General features: G+C 65.4%; 17 protein-coding genes. 16 read left to right on the forward strand and 1 reads right to left on the reverse strand.

Translation table 11 applies throughout. The annotated features are described in order from the left end of the window. Positions 1-24 precede the first annotated feature (24 nt). Positions 25-945 (forward strand): cysteine synthase CysM, encoded by a 921-nt coding sequence (cysM, locus tag KW845_RS04750; protein WP_218368001.1) that lies wholly within the window; start codon positions 25-27, stop codon positions 943-945. A gap of 18 nt (positions 946-963) precedes the next feature. On the opposite strand, the gene mltB is transcribed toward cysM, so the two are convergent. Then, positions 964-2100 (reverse strand): lytic murein transglycosylase B, encoded by a 1137-nt coding sequence (gene mltB / locus KW845_RS04755; protein WP_218368002.1) that lies wholly within the window; start codon positions 2098-2100, stop codon positions 964-966. Between the two features lie 10 nt (positions 2101-2110). Here mltB and KW845_RS04760 point away from each other — a divergent pair, with 10 nt between their 5' ends. The 15 genes from KW845_RS04760 to KW845_RS04825 all read left to right on the forward strand — a co-directional run bounded on the left by KW845_RS04760 (position 2111) and on the right by KW845_RS04825 (position 16749). Next, positions 2111-3034 carry a histone deacetylase family protein gene (locus KW845_RS04760; protein ID WP_218368624.1) on the forward strand — a complete coding sequence of 308 codons (924 nt, stop codon included), beginning with the start codon at positions 2111-2113 and terminating at the stop codon, positions 3032-3034. A 68-nt stretch (positions 3035-3102) separates the two neighbouring features. Beyond that, positions 3103-3852, forward strand: coding sequence for an electron transfer flavoprotein subunit beta/FixA family protein (locus KW845_RS04765; protein WP_218368003.1), 750 nt, complete (start codon positions 3103-3105; stop codon positions 3850-3852). 1 nt (position 3853) lies between these two features. Then, complete coding sequence (locus tag KW845_RS04770) at positions 3854-4783, forward strand: electron transfer flavoprotein subunit alpha/FixB family protein (RefSeq protein ID WP_218368004.1); 930 nt, start codon at positions 3854-3856, stop codon at positions 4781-4783. A gap of 152 nt (positions 4784-4935) precedes the next feature. Beyond that, entirely contained in the window at positions 4936-5067 is a 132-nt protein-coding gene (locus KW845_RS29430; protein WP_255592378.1) for a tripartite tricarboxylate transporter substrate-binding protein, read from the forward strand. An 80-nt stretch (positions 5068-5147) separates the two neighbouring features. Beyond that, positions 5148-6974, forward strand: coding sequence for an acyl-CoA dehydrogenase (locus tag KW845_RS04775; RefSeq protein WP_218368005.1), 1827 nt, complete (start codon positions 5148-5150; stop codon positions 6972-6974). Positions 6975-7122: 148 nt separating this feature from the next. Then, on the forward strand, positions 7123-7764 hold the full coding sequence (locus KW845_RS04780; RefSeq protein ID WP_218368006.1) for a peroxiredoxin: 642 nt from the start codon (positions 7123-7125) through the stop codon (positions 7762-7764). A gap of 197 nt (positions 7765-7961) precedes the next feature. After that, positions 7962-8987, forward strand: coding sequence for a sulfate ABC transporter substrate-binding protein (locus tag KW845_RS04785; protein ID WP_218368007.1), 1026 nt, complete (start codon positions 7962-7964; stop codon positions 8985-8987). A gap of 22 nt (positions 8988-9009) precedes the next feature. Continuing rightward, positions 9010-9894: a sulfate ABC transporter permease subunit CysT gene (gene cysT, locus KW845_RS04790; RefSeq protein ID WP_218368008.1), complete on the forward strand. Its 885-nt coding sequence runs from the start codon at positions 9010-9012 to the stop codon at positions 9892-9894. Further along, on the forward strand, positions 9891-10802 hold the full coding sequence (cysW, locus tag KW845_RS04795; RefSeq protein ID WP_218368009.1) for a sulfate ABC transporter permease subunit CysW: 912 nt from the start codon (positions 9891-9893) through the stop codon (positions 10800-10802). The genes cysT and cysW overlap by 4 nt, the downstream gene beginning before the upstream one ends. Positions 10803-10815: 13 nt before the next feature. Beyond that, entirely contained in the window at positions 10816-11880 is a 1065-nt protein-coding gene (locus KW845_RS04800) for a sulfate/molybdate ABC transporter ATP-binding protein (RefSeq protein ID WP_218368010.1), read from the forward strand. Then, complete coding sequence (locus KW845_RS04805) at positions 11877-12629, forward strand: phosphoadenylyl-sulfate reductase (RefSeq protein ID WP_218368011.1); 753 nt, start codon at positions 11877-11879, stop codon at positions 12627-12629. Before KW845_RS04800 ends, KW845_RS04805 begins: the two co-directional genes overlap by 4 nt. A gap of 9 nt (positions 12630-12638) precedes the next feature. Continuing rightward, the gene (gene cysD / locus KW845_RS04810) at positions 12639-13547 is read left to right on the forward strand and encodes a sulfate adenylyltransferase subunit CysD (protein WP_218368012.1); all 909 of its coding nucleotides are present in this window, start codon (positions 12639-12641) and stop codon (positions 13545-13547) included. Positions 13548-13570: 23 nt separating this feature from the next. Further along, on the forward strand, positions 13571-14869 hold the full coding sequence (locus KW845_RS04815) for a sulfate adenylyltransferase subunit 1 (protein ID WP_218368013.1): 1299 nt from the start codon (positions 13571-13573) through the stop codon (positions 14867-14869). A 199-nt stretch (positions 14870-15068) separates the two neighbouring features. Further along, positions 15069-16337: a PA0069 family radical SAM protein gene (locus KW845_RS04820; RefSeq protein ID WP_218368014.1), complete on the forward strand. Its 1269-nt coding sequence runs from the start codon at positions 15069-15071 to the stop codon at positions 16335-16337. A 13-nt stretch (positions 16338-16350) separates the two neighbouring features. Then, on the forward strand, positions 16351-16749 hold the full coding sequence (locus tag KW845_RS04825) for a hypothetical protein (RefSeq protein ID WP_218368666.1): 399 nt from the start codon (positions 16351-16353) through the stop codon (positions 16747-16749). Positions 16750-16754: the final 5 nt, after the last annotated feature.

A 16754-nucleotide genomic window follows, 5' to 3' on the forward strand; every position in this document is an offset into this window, starting at 1 on the left:
CCGCCTACGGTTATGATCGGCGGCATGGCTACCTCTACTTATCCCACTATCGAACAAACCGTCGGCAACACGCCGCTGGTCCGTCTGCAGCGTATCCCGGGCGCGGCGAGCCAGGCGCGGGGCAATGTCATCCTGGCCAAACTGGAAGGCAATAATCCCGCGGGTTCGGTCAAAGACCGGCCGGCACTGTCCATGATCCTGCACGCCGAAGAGCGTGGCGAGATCAAACCGGGCGATACGCTGATCGAGGCCACCAGCGGCAACACCGGCATTGCGCTGGCCATGACAGCCGCCATGCGCGGCTACCGCATGGTGCTGATCATGCCCGACAACCTGTCAGTAGAGCGCCGCGCCGCCATGGCCGCCTATGGCGCCGAGCTGATCCTGACGCCGGCCAGCAAGGGCGGCATGGAATATGCCCGCGACCTGGCCACGTCGATGCAGGCCGACGGCAAGGGCAAGGTGCTGGATCAATTCGGCAATCCCGATAACCCGCGCGCCCACATCGAAGGCACCGGCCCCGAAATCTGGACGCAGACCGATGGCCGCGTCAGCCATTTCGTCAGCGCCATGGGAACCACGGGCACCATCATGGGCGTGTCCACCTACCTGAAATCGCGTAATGCCAAGGTGCAGGTCGTGGGGGCGCAACCGGCCGAAGGCTCGCAGATCCCGGGCATACGCAAATGGCCCGAGGCGTATATGCCCAAGATTTTCGATGGCAGCCTGGTCGACGCGTACGAGTCCATCGGCCAGGCCGAGGCCGAGACCATGGCCCGCCGGCTGGCCGCCGAAGAAGGCATTTTCGGCGGCATTTCGTCGGCAGGGGCGCTGGTGGCGGCGCTGCGGGTTGCCGAGCGCGTCGAGAACGCCACTATCGTGTTCATTGTCTGCGACCGTGGCGACCGCTATCTGTCGACCGGCGTGTTCAACGAAAGCCGCTAGCCGAGGCCACGGCCGCGTTCAGCGCCCGGTGCGGGTTTCTATCGCGGCCGCCAGGTCGGCCACTGCGGTGGCGTAGAAATAGCTGCGGTTATATTGCGTCAGTGCAAAAAAGTTGGGCGTGGCAGTTCGGTATTGCACGGTGCCGCGCGCCTCTTCTTGCAGGTCTACCACGCCCAGTGGGCGGTCCAGCCAGCCATCGCCGTTCGCGCCGGGCGCCAGCCGCGCGCCCGCTGCCTGCAGGCTGACCCAGGTTTGCGTAGGTTGCAGGCCACCCGTGGCCAGGGCCGATGGGTCGGGCGGCAAAATGACCGGCGCAAACACTGGCAGCCCGCGCAGCCAGCCGTGTTCGACCAGGAAATTGCCCACTGACATCACCGAGTCGGACACGCTGTTGGCCAGGTCGATGTGGCCGTCGCCATCGCCGTCCACCGCGTAGCGCTTGATGCTGCCGGGCATGAACTGCGGCATGCCGATGGCCCCCGCGTATGAGCCCCTGGCATCGAGCTCCAGCTTGTCTTGCAAGGCCAGGGTGATGAAATCGCCCAACTGCCCGCGGAACATCTCGGCGCGCTCCGGTTTGTTGGGGTCCGGGTAATCGAACGCCAGCGTGGCCAGGGCATCCAGCACCCGGAAGCTGCCCATGTTGCGGCCGTACAGGGTTTCGACGCCGATGATCGACACGATGATCGAGGCCGGTACGCCGTAGCGCTGTGCGGCCTGGCTTAGCAAAGTCTGATTTTCTTGCCAGAATTGCACGCCCCACTTGATGCGCTTGGGTTCGACGAAGCGGGCCCGGTAGGTGACCCAGCTGCGCCACACCTTGCGCCCGGGGGGGGACGGGGCGATCAGCCGCGCCACCGTGGCGTTGTAGCGGGAGTCGGCCAGCGCGGCCACGATCGGGTCCAGCGGCAGGCCGCGTTCAGCGGCCAGTTGCTCGGCATAGGCGCGCGCCTCGGGGCGCAGCGTGCCCGTGGGGGTCAGCGCTGCCGGGGGTTCGCCCGGAGGCTGGGCCGGACCGATGCGGATCGGCGCTGCGCCGCTAGTGTTTTCAGAGGGAGTCTGGGCCCGTGGCGAGCCGGATGGGGGGGTAGCTGCGCAACCGGCCAGGACCAGGGAAACCGTGCCGATTTGCAGGAATCGCCGACAGATGAACATAATCTTCCTTATGGAGACCATGTATCTTACCCACCCGTCGTGCAGGCTGCATGAAATGGGCAGTTGGCACCCCGAAAGCCCGCAGAGGCTGGATGCCATCGCCGATCAATTGTTGATCAGCGGCCTGATGCCTTTCCTGGCCGAGCGCGAAGCACCCGCCGCCACCCGCGAGGCTATCTTGCGCGTGCATGGCGCCAGCTATCTCGACCGCCTGCAGGCCCAGTCGCCGGCCGGGGGCTATTTCAGCATCGACCCCGACACGGTGATGAATCCGCACACCTACGAGGCTGCGCTGCATGCGGCCGGTGCGGGTATCGCGGCCGTCGATGCGGTGATGGGCGGGCAGGCCGCCAACGCGTTCTGCGCGGTGCGTCCGCCTGGCCATCACGCGCGTCCCGACCAGGCCATGGGATTCTGCTTCCTGAGCAATATTGCCATTGCGGCGCAGCATGCGATGCATGCGCATGGCGTGCGGCGCCTGGCCATTGTCGATTTCGACGTGCACCATGGCAACGGCACCGAAGAGGCGTTCGCGGGAGACGAGCGCGTGCTGATGTGCAGCTTCTTCCAGCATCCGTTTTTTCCCAATAGCGGCGCTAGCCATCCGGCCGCCAACATGGAGAATGTGCCGGTACCGGCCTATACCGATGGCGCCGCGGTACGCGCGCTGGTGCGCGATCTCTGGCTGCCGCGCCTGGAAGCGCATGCGCCCGAGCTGATCCTGATTTCCGCCGGTTTCGACGCCCACCGCGAAGACGACATGGGCCAGATGGGGCTGGTCGAGGCCGACTACGCCTGGATCACCGAGTGCGTGGCCGAGGTGGCCGGACGCCACGCCGGGGGGCGTATCGTCAGCATGCTGGAAGGCGGTTACAACTTATCAGCCCTTGGACGCAGCGTGGTCGCCCACGTACGGGCGCTGGCAAAGTTGTAGAATCAATGAATTGTGCAATGCGGGGCCGGCGCCAGCCGGCCAATTATTCATAGCTAGGAGGCTGCTGGATGAAGGTGCTGGTACCTGTCAAGCGCGTGGTTGACTACAACGTCAAGGTACGCGTCAAGTCGGATCAAACGGGCGTGGATATCGCGAACGTGAAGATGTCCATGAACCCCTTTGATGAGATCGCCGTCGAGGAAGCCACGCGCCTGAAGGAAAAGGGCGGCGCCACCGAGGTGGTGGCGGTGTCTTGCGGCGTGGCGCAGTGCCAGGAAACCCTGCGCACGGCCATGGCCATCGGCGCCGATCGCGGCATCCTGGTGCAAACCGATGCCGAACTGCAGCCGCTGGCCGTGGCCAAGCTGCTCAAGGGCCTGGTCGACAAAGAGCAACCGCAACTGGTCATCCTGGGCAAGCAGGCCATCGATGACGACGCCAATCAAACCGGCCAGATGCTGGCCGCGCTGCTGGACTGGCCCCAGGCCACGTTCGCCAGCAAGGTGGAAGTTGCCGACGGCAACGTCACGGTCACGCGCGAAGTCGACGGCGGCCTGGAGACGGTCAAGCTGAAGTTGCCGGCCATCGTCACCACCGACTTGCGCCTGAACGAGCCGCGCTACGTCACGCTGCCCAACATCATGAAGGCCAAGAAGAAGCAACTGGACACCGTCACGCCGCAAGACCTGGGCGTCGATCCGGCGCCGCGCCTGAAGACGCTGAAGGTCAGCGAACCGCCCGCCCGCAAGGCCGGCATCAAGGTGGAAGACGTGGCCACGCTGGTCGACAAACTCAAGAACGAAGCGAAGGTGCTCTAAGATGACGACGCTGGTTATTGCCGAACACGACAACGCCCAACTGAAGGGCGCCACCCTGAACACCATCGCGGCTGCCGCCAAGCTGGGCGGCGATGTGCACGTGCTGGTGGCCGGCAGCAATGCCAAGGCTGTGGCCGAGCAGGCCGCGGCGGCCGCCGGCGTGGCCAAGGTGCTGCTGGCCGATGCGCCGCAACTGGCCGACGGCCTGGCCGAGAACCTGGCCGCCCAGGTGCTGGCCGTGGCGTCCAACTACAGCCACATCCTGTTCCCGGCGACCGCCTCGGGCAAGAACGTGGCCCCGCGCGTGGCCGCCAAGCTCGACGTGGCGCAGATCTCGGACATCATCGGGGTCGAATCCGCCGACACCTTCCAGCGCCCCATCTACGCGGGCAACGCCATCGCCACGGTGCAGTCGGGCGATGCGGTCAAGGTGATCACGGTGCGCACCACCGGGTTTGACGCGGTGGCCGCCACCGGCGGCTCGGCCGCGGTCGAGGCGCTCGAGGCCGTGGCCGATTCCGGGCTGTCCTCGTTCGTGGGCCGCGAAGTGGCCAAGAGCGATCGTCCCGAATTGGCGGGCGCGCGCGTGGTGGTCTCGGGCGGGCGTGGCCTGGGCAGCGCCGAGAACTTCAAGATCCTGGATCCGCTGGCCGACAAGCTGGGTGCCGCCCTGGGCGCCTCGCGCGCCGCGGTCGATGCGGGCTACGCGCCCAACGACTGGCAGGTTGGCCAAACCGGCAAGATCGTCGCGCCGCAGCTGTACGTGGCGGTGGGCATCTCGGGGGCCATCCAGCACTTGGCCGGCATGAAAGACTCGAAGGTCATCGTGGCCATCAACAAAGACGCCGAAGCGCCGATCTTCGGTGTGGCCGACTACGGCCTGGTCGGCGACCTGTTCCAGGTCGTGCCCGAACTGGCCAACGCGCTCTAGACAAGGGCGCCGCGCCGGGCGTGCCGCGCCGGGGAAACCCGGTACGGCACGCCCGGCGTTTTCATTTTCGGCGTGTGCCGCGGAGTAGGGCAGGATGGTGGCCGCCATTCCATGGCGCACCGCCGGGGGTAGCGACGGCGCTTTACAACAGCGTGAAAGACCTGCTGGAGCGCGCTCGCGGCAAGCCCGACGAACTGAACGTGGCCTCGTCCGGCAACGGGGGCATCACGCACCTGGCGGCGGTGGAGTTCATGCAGGTGGCGGGCGTCAGCCGCGTTCGCTGAATTCGCCCGCAAGGAAGGCGCCAAAGGTTTAAGATTGGCCCGGGAGAGCACCGCCACCGCCAACTGATCCTGGAGCCACAATGCCCTACGTCACCCCGTTGCAGGACTTTCGTTTCACGCTCAAAGCACTGGCTGGCCTGGACGATATCCTGAAGCTGCCCGGTTTTGAAGAAGTCACGCCGGACTTGGTCGACGCCATCCTGGACGAGAACGCCCGTTTTGTCGAGCAGGCCATCGCGCCGCTGAACGTACCCGGCGATACCCAGCCGCCGCGCTGGGACGACGGGCAGGTGACGACCACGCCGGGATTCAAGCAGGGGTTTGCCGAATATGCCGCCAGCGGCTGGCAGGGCCTGCAGCACCCGGCGCAATGGGGCGGGCAGGGGCTGCCCAAGCTGGTGGCTGCCGCGCCCAGCGAGAACATCCAGGCGGCCAGCCTGGCTTTTTCGCTGTGTCCCATGCTGACCGACGGCGTGATCGAGGCGCTGCTGACCGTCGGGTCCGACGCGCAGCGCCAAGCCTACGTGCCCAACCTGATCGCCGGAAAATGGACAGGCACCATGAACCTGACCGAGTCGCAGGCGGGCTCGGACCTGGCCCAGGTGGCGACCCGTGCGGTGCCGCAGGGCGACGGCAGCTACCGCCTGAGCGGGCAGAAGATCTTCATCACCTACGGTGAACACGATCTGGCCGAAAACATCATTCACCTGGTGCTGGCCCGCACGCCCGATGCACCGGCGGGGGTCAAGGGCATTTCGCTGTTCATCGTGCCCAAATTCCTGGTCAACGACGACGGCAGCCTGGGTGCGCGCAACGATGTGTGGTGCGCTTCGCTCGAGCACAAGCTGGGCATCCATGGCAGCCCCACGGCCGTGTTGTTGTACGGTTCGGGCAAGGGCGATGCCGGCGAGGGTGCGGTGGGCTACCTGGTGGGCGAAGAGAACCGCGGCCTTGAATACATGTTCATCATGATGAACGCAGCCCGCTTTGGTGTGGGCCAGCAGGGTATCGGGGTGTCCGAGCGCGCCTACCAGCATGCATTGGCCTATGCGCAGGAACGTGTGCAGGGCCGGGCAGTCGAGGGCTCGGCCGGGCCGGTAGCCATCGCTCGCCACCCCGACGTGCAGCGCATGCTGCTGACGATGCGCGGCCTGACCGAGGCCGCCCGGGCGGTATCTTTCGTGGCGGCAGCCGCGCACGACAAGGGGGTGCATCACCCGGATGCCGAAGTGCGCGCCCGCAATCGCGCGTTCTATGAATACCTGGTCCCCATAGTCAAGGGGTTTTCCACCGAATCGGCGGTGGAAGTGGCTTCGCTGGGCATCCAGGTGCACGGCGGCATGGGTTTCATCGAAGAAACCGGCGCGGCCCAGTACTATCGCGATGCCCGCATTCTGCCCATTTACGAAGGCACGACGGCCATCCAGGCCAATGACCTGGTGGGCCGCAAGACCCTGCGCGATGGCGGCGCCACCGCCTACGCCTGCATTGCCGCCATGCGCGATACGCTCAAGGCGCTCGATGGCGCGGCGGCGCGCGCCACGCCGGCCGATCGCGAAGGCCTGAGCCTGCTGCGCGGCAATCTGGACCATGCCATCCAGGCCTACGAGGGCGCGGTGGCGTTCATCCTGGAACACGCGCAGTCGAACATACGGGCGGTCTACGCCGCCAGCGTGCCCTACCTGATGCTGGCGGGCATCGTGCACGGCGGCTGGCAAATGGCACGCGCTGCGTTGGCCTGCCAGCGGCAATTGGCCGAGGGCGTTACCGACCCTTTTTATCGCACCAAGCTGTCCACTGCTTTGTTCTACGGTGCCCAGATCCTGCCGCGAGCGCTGGCGTTGTCGGCGGCGGTGCGGGCCGGCGATGTCGCTGACGCGTGCGGCGTGCAGGGCCATATTGCGTAGTGTTATTAAACATATACAACTTACGTATTTCCGGTGATACCAGTTTGATGTAAGAATCATCTGACACCGATCCGGCTACCAGCCGGGATCGCCTTTTACAGACTGCCGGCCGTTGCGGCCGGCGGCACTTACCGCCACGGAGACTTCCATGAGCCAACTTCGCCTGGGCGATACCGCCCCGGATTTCGACCAGAAATCGTCCATCGGCCCGATCCGCTTTCATGAGTACCTGGGCGACAACTGGGGCGTGTTGTTCTCGCACCCGGCCGACTTCACTCCCGTGTGCACTACGGAACTGGGCTATACCGCCAAGCTGGCCGACCAGTTCGCCAAGCGCAATGTCAAAGTGCTGGCGCTGTCGGTGGATGGCGTCGAGTCGCACACCAAATGGATCGACGACATCAACGACACGCAGTCCACCAAGGTCAACTTTCCGATCATTGCCGATGACGATCGCAAAGTGGCCGAGTTGTACGACATGATCCACCCGAACGCCAGCGCCACCGCTACCGTGCGTTCGGTGTTCATCGTCGACCCGGCCAAGAAGGTGCGCCTGATCATCACCTATCCGGCCAGCACGGGACGCAATTTCAATGAGATCCTGCGTGTCATCGACTCGCTGCAACTGACCGACAGCCACAGCGTGGCCACGCCGGTGAACTGGGAAGACGGCGATGACGTCATCATCGTGCCGTCGCTGAAAGACGAGGCCGTTCTGAAGGAAAAATTCCCGAAGGGCTACAAGGCCGTGCGTCCATACCTGCGCATTACGCCTCAGCCGAATAAGTAAATTACCAACGGTGCGGGTAGGGCGCTTGCGTCCTGCCTGTGCCGGTGCCGCCTCCGCGCCCTGCATGGGCGCGGTTTTTTTTGCCCGCCGCTCGCGGCTTATGCCTAATAGCGATGAGCAATCAAATAATGATTCGTTCCGTTTAGTTCGAGCCGCCTGCAAACTTGCATCCATCGTTGATACACATGGACGCCAACATGCTGCAAAAGAAAAAATTCTGGACCGCTGTGGCCGCCGTGGCCGCCACTTTCGTGCTGGGGCTGCCGGCGCAGGCGCAAGACAAGCAGTCGCTGTTGAATGTGTCGTATGACCCGACGCGCGAGCTGTACCGCGAAGTCGATGCCGCCTTCGTCAAGGAATACCAGGCCAAGGCCGGCGTCGACCTGACTATCCGCCAATCGCATGGTGGGTCCGGCAAGCAGGCCCGCTCGGTCATCGACGGACTGGATGCCGACGTGGTGACCTTGGCGCTGGCCTATGACATCGATGCCGTGGCCGCTCGCGGCTTGCTGCCCGAAAACTGGCAGACCCGACTGCCGCGCAACAGCTCGCCCTATACCTCGACCATCGTGTTCCTGGTGCGCAAGGGCAACCCCAAGCAGATCCATGACTGGAACGACCTGGTCAAGGACGGCATCGAAATCATCACTCCCAATCCCAAGACCTCGGGCGGCGCCCGCTGGAATTACCTGGCCGCCTGGGCTTATGCGCTGGAGCAGAACGGCGGCAGCACCGACAAGGCCAAGGCCTTCGTCGGCGAGTTGTTCCGCCATGTGCCAGTACTGGATACCGGTGCGCGCGGCTCGACCACCACCTTTGTCGAGCGCGGCGTGGGCGACGTACTGCTGGCCTGGGAAAACGAGGCTTTCCTGGCGCTGAAGGAACTGGGCCCGGACAAGTTCGATATCGTGGTGCCCTCGCTGTCCATCCTGGCTGAACCGCCGGTGGCGGTGGTGGACAAGAACGTCGACCGCAAGGGGACGCGTGCGGCGGCGCAGGCCTACCTGGAATTCCTGTACACCCCGCAGGCGCAGGAAATCATCGGCCGCAACTACTACCGGCCCACCGATGAAAAGGTGGCGGCCAAGTTCGCCGACCAGTTCCCCAAAGTGAAGCTGGTCACCATCGACGATCCGATCTTCGGGGGCTGGCAGAAGGCGCAGCAGACACATTTCAATGATGGCGGCACCTTCGACCAGATCTACCAGCCCAACGGCAAATAGTGGATCGCGACAGGATGCAATCATGAGCACAGGCACGATCGCGGCCACGGGGGCGGCAGCCCCCGCCGGCCGGCGGCGCAACCGACCCGGCGTTTTGCCGGGTTTCGGCATTTCCATGGGCTACGCAGTGCTGTACCTGAGCCTGCTGGTGTTGATCCCGCTGGCCTCGCTGCCGCTCAAGAGCGCCGATCTGGGGTGGCAGGGATTCTGGGATACGGTGACGGCGCCGCGCGTGGTGGCGTCGTACCGGCTGACCTTTGGCGCGGCCTTGCTGGCGGCGCTGGTGAACCTGGTGTTCGGCATGCTGGTGGCGTGGGTGCTGGTGCGCTACCGTTTTCCGGGCAAGAAGATCCTGGATGCGCTGGTGGACCTGCCGTTCGCGCTGCCTACCGCCGTGGCGGGTATCGCGTTGACCGCACTGTATGCCAAGAACGGCTGGCTGGGCGGGCCGCTGGAGCAATGGCTGGGCCTGAAGGTGGCGTTCACGCCGCTGGGCATTGTGGTGGCGCTGATCTTCATCGGCATCCCGTTCGTGGTGCGCACGGTGCAGCCTGTGCTGGAGGACATCGAACGCGAAATCGAAGAGGCGGCCGCCAGCCTGGGCGCCAGCCGCTGGCAGACCATCCGCCGCGTCTTGCTGCCCACCGTGATGCCGGCCTTGCTGACCGGCTTTGCGCTGGCCTTCGCGCGTGCCGTGGGGGAATACGGATCGGTGATCTTCATTGCCGGCAACCGGCCCATGGTGTCGGAAATTACGCCGCTGTTGATCATTTCGAAGCTGGAGCAGTTCGATTATGCCGGCGCCGCCGCCATCGCCACCGTGATGCTGGTGCTGTCGTTCGGGCTGCTGCTGGTGATCAACCTGCTGCAGGGCTGGCAGGCCCGCCGTGGCGGGAGGCTGGCATGAGCCACGCATCCGCCGGCGTCAGCCGGCCCGATCACTTGACCGAGCCGCGCTGGGTGCGCGGTGTGTTGCTGGCGCTGGCCCTGGGCTTTCTGGCGCTGTTCCTGCTGGCGCCGCTGGTGGCGGTGTTTGCCGAGGCCTTCAAGAAAGGCTGGGAACTGTACCTGGCGGCCATCGTCGAACCCGACGCCTTAAGCGCGATCAAGCTGACGCTTTGGGTGGCGGCCATTTCGCTGCCGCTGAACCTGGTGTTCGGCGTGGCGGCGGCCTGGGCCATTGCCAAGTTCCAGTTCCGCGGCAAGCAATTCCTGATCACGCTGATCGACCTGCCATTTTCGGTGTCGCCCGTGGTGGCGGGCCTGGTGTTCGTGCTGTTGTTCGGCTCGCAAGGCTGGCTGGGGCCCTGGTTGCAAGACCACGATATGAAGGTCGTCTATGCGGTGCCGGGCGTGGTGCTGGCCACGCTGTTTGTCACTTTTCCGTTCATTGCGCGCGAGTTGATCCCGCTGATGCAGGCACAGGGCAGCGAGGAAGAGCAGGCCGCGCTGACACTGGGCGCTGGCGGCTGGCAGATTTTCTGGCGTGTGACGCTGCCCAATATCAAGTGGGGCCTGTTGTACGGGGCGATCTTGTGCAATGCGCGCGCCATGGGCGAGTTCGGCGCGGTGTCGGTGGTGTCCGGGCACGTGCGCGGGCTGACCAACACCATGACCCTGCACGTCGAGATCCTTTACAACGAATACCAGTTCTCGGCCGCGTTCGCTGTAGCTTCGTTGCTGGCCCTGCTGGCGTTGGTAACGCTGGTGGTCAAGAACCTGGTCGAATGGCGCACCGCCCGGCCGGATGAGGCGGGGGCGCCGATGGAGCGAACCCCTGCGCCCGCCGCCGCCGCCCGGCCGGTGACTGCATGATGGAGTGCCTTGCATGAGTATCGAAGTCAGGAACCTGTCGCGCCGCTTCGGCGATTTCCGCGCGCTGGACGATGTGTCGCTGCATATCGAGACCGGCGAGCTGGTGGCTTTGCTGGGCCCTTCGGGGTGTGGCAAGACCACGCTGCTGCGCATCATCGCGGGGCTGGAAACCGCCGACAACGGCAGCGTGCTATTCGCCGGGGAAGATGCCACCAGTGTCGATGTGCGCCATCGGCAAGTGGGATTCGTGTTCCAGCACTACGCCTTGTTCAAGCACATGACGGTGTTCGAGAACGTGGCGTTCGGGTTGCGGGTCAAGCCCCGCGCCACTCGCCCGTCCGAAGCGGAGATCCGCGAGAAAGTGCACGAGTTGCTGAACCTGGTGCAACTGGATTGGTTGGCCGATCGCTATCCGGCGCAACTGTCGGGCGGCCAGCGCCAGCGCATTGCGCTGGCCCGTGCCCTGGCGGTCGAGCCGCGCGTGCTGTTGCTGGACGAGCCGTTCGGCGCGCTGGACGCCAAGGTGCGTAAAGAATTGCGCCGCTGGCTGCGCCGGCTGCACGACGAACTGCATGTGGCCAGCGTGTTCGTCACGCATGACCAGGAAGAAGCGCTGGAAGTGGCCGACCGGGTGGTCTTGATGAACGCCGGCCGCATCGAGCAGGTGGGCACCCCGCGCGAGGTCTGGGAACGTCCGGCCACGCCGTTCGTGTACGGATTCCTGGGCGACGTGAACCAACTGAGCGGCCATGCCAGCCACGGTGTCTGGCACGCGCATGGCGTCGAGCTGCCGGCGCCGGAACTGACCCAGGCCGAGCGCCGGCAGGCGGTGGCCTACGTGCGGCCGCACGAGATCGACCTGGCGCGCGACAACGGGCTGGGGCAGGGCATCCCGGTGCGCCTGAACCATGCCTACCTGGCCGGGCCCAGCGCCTACCTGGAGCTGGAACGCCAGGACATGCAGGCCACGATCGAAGCCCAGGTGCCCGAGCACCTGTATCGCGAACTTGACTTGAAGGAGGGTGAAAACCTGCTGGCGCGGCCGCGCCGTGCCCGTGTTTTCGCCACGCAACCATGACGACTATCGAAACCGCCCTGGATCCCGCCGTTGCCGCGCGCTGGCGCACGCTGCAAGCGCGCCTGGCCGAGATCGCGCGGCTGTATCCCGATGCCGCGCTGGCCTCGTCGCTGGCCGCCGAAGATATGGTGCTGACCCATGCCATCTACGACGGCGGGATAGGCCTGGAAGTGTTCACGCTGGATACCGGCCGCCTGCATGCCGAGACGCTGGGCATGCTGGATGCGGTGCAGGCGCGCTATGGCCGCGGCATTACCGTCTACCGTCCCGAGGCCGCCGCCGTGCAAGCCTACGTGCAGGCGCATGGCGCCCATGCCTTCTATGAAAGCGTGGAACTGCGCAAGGCCTGTTGCCAGATCCGCAAGGTCGAGCCCCTGAAGCGCGCGCTGGCCGGACGCGGCGCCTGGATCACCGGGCAGCGCCGCGGCCAGGCCGCCACGCGCGGCGAATTGCCCGAAGCCGAGCAAGATCCCGTGTTCGGCCTTTACAAATACAACCCGCTGGCCGCCTGGAGCGAGGAAGACGTCTGGCATGTCATCCGCGCGCTGGACGTTCCCTACAACCCCCTGCATGACCAGGGCTACCCGTCGATCGGCTGCGAACCCTGTACGCGTGCCATCCGTCCCGGTGAAGACGTCCGGGCAGGGCGCTGGTGGTGGGAATCGTCCGATTCCAAGGAATGCGGCCTGCATGCTGGCAATCGCGTCATCGCCGTGGCCGTGGCGCCGGTGAAATCGACTTCTGTGTAAAGGGAAATCATGTCTGTCGTCGTCAACCGCAGCCACCTGGATTGGCTGGAATCCGAAGCGATCTATATCTTGCGCGAAGTGGCCGCCGAATGCGCCAAGCCCGTATTGCTGTTCTCGGGCGGCAAGGATTCGGTGGTGTTGCTGCGCCTGGCCGAAAAGGCTTTCCGTCCCGGCCGCTTCCCGTTTCCGCTGATGCATATCGATACGGGCCACAATTTCGACGAGGTGATCGCTTTCCGCGACCGGCGTGTCGCCGAGCTGGGCGAGACCTTGCTGGTGCGCGGCGTGGAGGATTCGATCCGGCGCGGCAGCGTGGTGCTGCGGCGCGAGAACGATTCGCGCAATGCCGCCCAGGCCGTGACGCTGCTGGAAGCCATCGAGGAATTCGGCTTCGATGCCTGCATCGGCGGGGCGCGCCGCGATGAAGAAAAGGCACGCGCCAAAGAACGCATTTTCTCGTTCCGCGACGAGTTCGGCCAGTGGGATCCGAAAGCGCAGCGTCCCGAACTGTGGAACCTGTTCAACACCCGGGTGCACAAGGGCGAGAACATGCGCGTGTTTCCCATTTCGAACTGGACCGAACTGGACGTATGGCAGTACATCCAGCGCGAGCAGCTGCCGCTGCCTTCCATCTATTACAGCCACCGCCGCGACGTGGTGCGCCGCCGGGGCCTGCTGGTGCCGGTCACGCCGCTGACCCCGCCCCAGGATGGCGAACAGGTCGAGAACCTGGCGGTGCGCTTTCGCACGGTGGGCGATATTTCGTGCACCTGCCCGGTGGCCTCGGATGCGGCCGACCCGGTCGCCATCATTGCCGAAACCGCCGTTACCGACATTACCGAGCGCGGCGCCACGCGCATGGACGACCAGACTTCCGAGGCCTCGATGGAGCGCCGCAAGAAGGAAGGTTATTTCTGAATTGATACACCGGACCTTTTCCCATGAACGCTGTGAACGATTCTTTTCTTTCGGGCGCCGACAACGGCGTGCTGCGCCTGATCACGGCCGGCTCGGTCGACGACGGCAAGTCCACCCTGATCGGACGCCTGCTATATGACAGCAAGGGCGTGTTCGCCGACCAGCTGGACGCGATCTCGCGCGCCAAGTACAAGCGGGTGGCCGGCGATGGTATCGATTTCGCGCTGCTGACCGATGGCCTGGAGGCCGAGCGCGAGCAGGGCATCACCATCGACGTGGCCTACCGGTATTTCTCGACGCCGCTGCGCAAGTTCATCGTGGCCGATGCGCCCGGACATGAGCAGTACACGCGCAATATGGTCACCGGCGCCTCGACCGCCGATGCCGCCATCATCCTGGTTGACGCCACGCGCGCCGCCGACGGCAAGTTGCTGCCGCAGACCAAGCGGCACAGCACCATTGCACGCCTGCTCGGCATTCGCCATATCGTCGTGGCCATCAACAAGATGGACCTGGTCGATTGGGACCGCGCCGTGTACGAACGGATCCGTGACGCCTATGCGGACCTGGCGCGGCGCCTGGATATCGCGCAGTTCCATGTGCTGCCGCTGTCGGCGCTGGAAGGCGACAACGTGGTCAATGCGTCGACCAGGACACCCTGGTACGACGGCCCGCCGCTGCTCAGCCTGCTGGAACAACTGGGCCAGGCCAATGACGCGGCGGCCCAGCCCTTGCGCTTTCCGGTGCAGTGGGTGGCCCGGCATGGCGGCGACAGTGCCGACGACTTTCGTGGTTATGCGGGCCGGGTGGCCAGCGGAGTGCTGCGGCCGGGTGACGAAGTCTTGGTGCAGCCTTCGGGCGTGGCCGCGCGTGTGCAAGAGTTGCTGGCCTTCGACCAAGCGGTGGACACGGCGACGGCGGGCGATTCGGTGACGGTGGTGCTGGACCGCGACGTGGATGTATCGCGCGGCGATGTGCTGTCGCATGTCGCGGCACCTGCGCGCGTGGGCCGTGAGTTCGAGGCCGAGTTGTGCTGGCTGGATACGCAGGCATTGAATCCGGCACGCAAGTATTTGCTCAAGCATGGCACGCGACTGACATCGGCAAAAATTCGCGATGTGCTCTCGCAACGCGACATCCACGAACTGCAAGAAGTCGCCAACGAAAACGGTACGCTCGCGATGAACGAAATCGGCCGCGTCACGTTGGTGACGCGCGAGGCCTTGGCCGTCGATCGCTATGCCGATGCACCCGCGACGGGGGCCTTCATCCTGATCGACGAGGCCACCCACCAGACCGCCGCCGCCGGCATGCTGCGCTAGGCGGAAAAGCCGCCGTCCGGCTTGGCCGGCGGCTTGTTGTTTTTCAGCTAAATTTAATATCCATGCGGGTTTGCGGCCGATTTCCAGGTCGTGAAATGAATTCTCCAGACGGCCGGCGCGTCTTGCGGTAAAGTGAGACGTCGCCTGTTCAGGGCACAAGGGGCTTGCTGAAAGTACTGGTTTTTTGTACAGTACTTTCATGGAACGCACCGATCTCGTTTTTCCCGCCGGTTCTGGGTCCCCGGCTGCCGCCCCCGCCGCCTTGCGCGGCCGGGGAGCGGTTACTAATGTTCGGCACCGCTTCCAGCAAACCGACCGCGTTCCCGCCGACGATGGCTGGGTTTCCACGCATGCGCCGGCCGAGGCCCTGGGCGATCCCGCATGGTCTGATCCCGCCTGGCCGGCCAGCATGCCGCCCGCCGGTTACATTCCCATCGTGGCCGAGCCGGCCCTGAAAACCACGGTCAAGCCCGAGCAGGCCCGCAAGCTGCTCTCGCGCAACGATTCGCCCGACATCCCCTTCGACGTGGCCGTCAACCCATACCGGGGTTGCGAGCACGGCTGCGTCTACTGCTACGCCCGGCCCACCCACGCCTACCTGGGGTATTCCCCAGGGCTCGATTTCGAAACGCGCCTGGTCGCCAAGGCCAATGCGGTCGATGTCTTGCGGGCCGAACTGGCCCGGCCGGGATACCGGGTGTCGCCCATCAATATCGGGTCGGCCACCGATGTCTACCAACCCATCGAGCGCCAATGGCAACTGACGCGCGGCGTACTCGAGCTGCTGCTGCAGACTGGCCATCCGGCCACGCTGGTAACCAAGAACGCACTGGTCGAACGCGACCTCGACCTGCTCCAACCCCTGGCCGAGCGGCGCCTGATCACGGTGTATGTCAGCATCACCACGCTGGACACCGACATGGCCCGCACGCTCGAGCCACGCGCCTCGGCGCCCTGGCGGCGCATTCAGGCGGTGCGTACGCTGGCCAATGCCGGCGTGCCGGTGGGCGTGCTGGTGGCTCCCATCATTCCGTTCATCAACGACGAATCCCTGGAACACATCCTGCAGGAATCCCGCCAGGCGGGTGCCTGCTATGCCAGCTACACCGTGCTGCGCCTGCCCTGGGAAGTGAAGGCCATCTTCGAAGAATGGCTGCAAACCCATTATCCCGACCGGGCCCAGCGGGTCTTGCACCGCATCGAAGACCTGCGCAATGGCCGGCGCAACGATTCCAGTTTCGGCACTCGCATGCGTGGCAGCGGCCTGTGGGCCGACCTGCTGCGCCAGCGTTTCAACCTGGCAGTACGCAAGCAGGGCCTGAACATCACCCGGCCGCAACTGGCCACCCATTTGTTCCAGGCACCCTTGCCCTCTACACCCCCTGCACCGCCTGTCGCCGCAAGGCAAGGCGGGCAATCCGGTTCGCCGCAGTCGCGGCAAGCCTCGCCGCAGTTATCGCTATTCTGAACGGAGCCTTTCCATGACTACCGCCGCTCTTGCCACCGATTCCGTCGCGTCCCTGTCGCCTTCCAGGCTGCCCGCGTGGTTGCCGCGCCTGCTGGCGCAGGCTGCCGGCGGCGTGTTGCGCCAACCCGCCAAGTGGCCGTTCTCGTCGGGCCTGTCGCGCGGCCATGTCCCGGCTGCTGTGCCGCAGGCCCAGCAGCCCGCCCAGCCCGCGCCAGCCATGCCGCCGGCCCCGGCCCTGGATATGCTGGGCACCGATAGCCAGGCCGCGCACAGCCAGTCCCTGGGTACGGCGGCCCAGGTCGTTCGCGAAGGCGTCACGGTGCGGCAGATGGTGGTCGATGTCTTGCTGGTGGCCATGTGGGGCGCCCTGATTCCCGGCCTGATGTGGCTGGGGGCGGCCGCGGGGTTCTAAAGGGG

The organism is Bordetella sp. BOR01 (assembly GCF_019218885.1).
Classification (GTDB): Bacteria; Pseudomonadota; Gammaproteobacteria; order Burkholderiales; family Burkholderiaceae_B; genus Bordetella_A.

Excerpts from the sequence above, each read along its gene's own strand:
- KW845_RS04785 (WP_218368007.1), top strand. The coding sequence starts at position 7,962 with ATGCTGCAAAAGAAAAAATTCTGGACCGCTGTGGCCGCCGTGGCCGCC.
- cysT (WP_218368008.1), top strand. The coding sequence starts at position 9,010 with ATGAGCACAGGCACGATCGCGGCCACGGGGGCGGCAGCCCCCGCCGGC.
- KW845_RS04825 (WP_218368666.1), top strand. The coding sequence starts at position 16,351 with ATGACTACCGCCGCTCTTGCCACCGATTCCGTCGCGTCCCTGTCGCCT.
- mltB (WP_218368002.1), bottom strand. The coding sequence starts at position 2,100 with ATGTTCATCTGTCGGCGATTCCTGCAAATCGGCACGGTTTCCCTGGTC.
- cysM (WP_218368001.1), top strand. The coding sequence starts at position 25 with ATGGCTACCTCTACTTATCCCACTATCGAACAAACCGTCGGCAACACG.
- KW845_RS04765 (WP_218368003.1), top strand. The coding sequence starts at position 3,103 with ATGAAGGTGCTGGTACCTGTCAAGCGCGTGGTTGACTACAACGTCAAG.
- cysW (WP_218368009.1), top strand. The coding sequence starts at position 9,891 with ATGAGCCACGCATCCGCCGGCGTCAGCCGGCCCGATCACTTGACCGAG.
- KW845_RS04775 (WP_218368005.1), top strand. The coding sequence starts at position 5,148 with ATGCCCTACGTCACCCCGTTGCAGGACTTTCGTTTCACGCTCAAAGCA.
- cysD (WP_218368012.1), top strand. The coding sequence starts at position 12,639 with ATGTCTGTCGTCGTCAACCGCAGCCACCTGGATTGGCTGGAATCCGAA.
- KW845_RS04805 (WP_218368011.1), top strand. The coding sequence starts at position 11,877 with ATGACGACTATCGAAACCGCCCTGGATCCCGCCGTTGCCGCGCGCTGG.
- KW845_RS04800 (WP_218368010.1), top strand. The coding sequence starts at position 10,816 with ATGAGTATCGAAGTCAGGAACCTGTCGCGCCGCTTCGGCGATTTCCGC.
- KW845_RS04760 (WP_218368624.1), top strand. The coding sequence starts at position 2,111 with ATGGAGACCATGTATCTTACCCACCCGTCGTGCAGGCTGCATGAAATG.
- KW845_RS04815 (WP_218368013.1), top strand. The coding sequence starts at position 13,571 with ATGAACGCTGTGAACGATTCTTTTCTTTCGGGCGCCGACAACGGCGTG.
- KW845_RS04770 (WP_218368004.1), top strand. The coding sequence starts at position 3,854 with ATGACGACGCTGGTTATTGCCGAACACGACAACGCCCAACTGAAGGGC.
- KW845_RS04780 (WP_218368006.1), top strand. The coding sequence starts at position 7,123 with ATGAGCCAACTTCGCCTGGGCGATACCGCCCCGGATTTCGACCAGAAA.
- KW845_RS04820 (WP_218368014.1), top strand. The coding sequence starts at position 15,069 with ATGGAACGCACCGATCTCGTTTTTCCCGCCGGTTCTGGGTCCCCGGCT.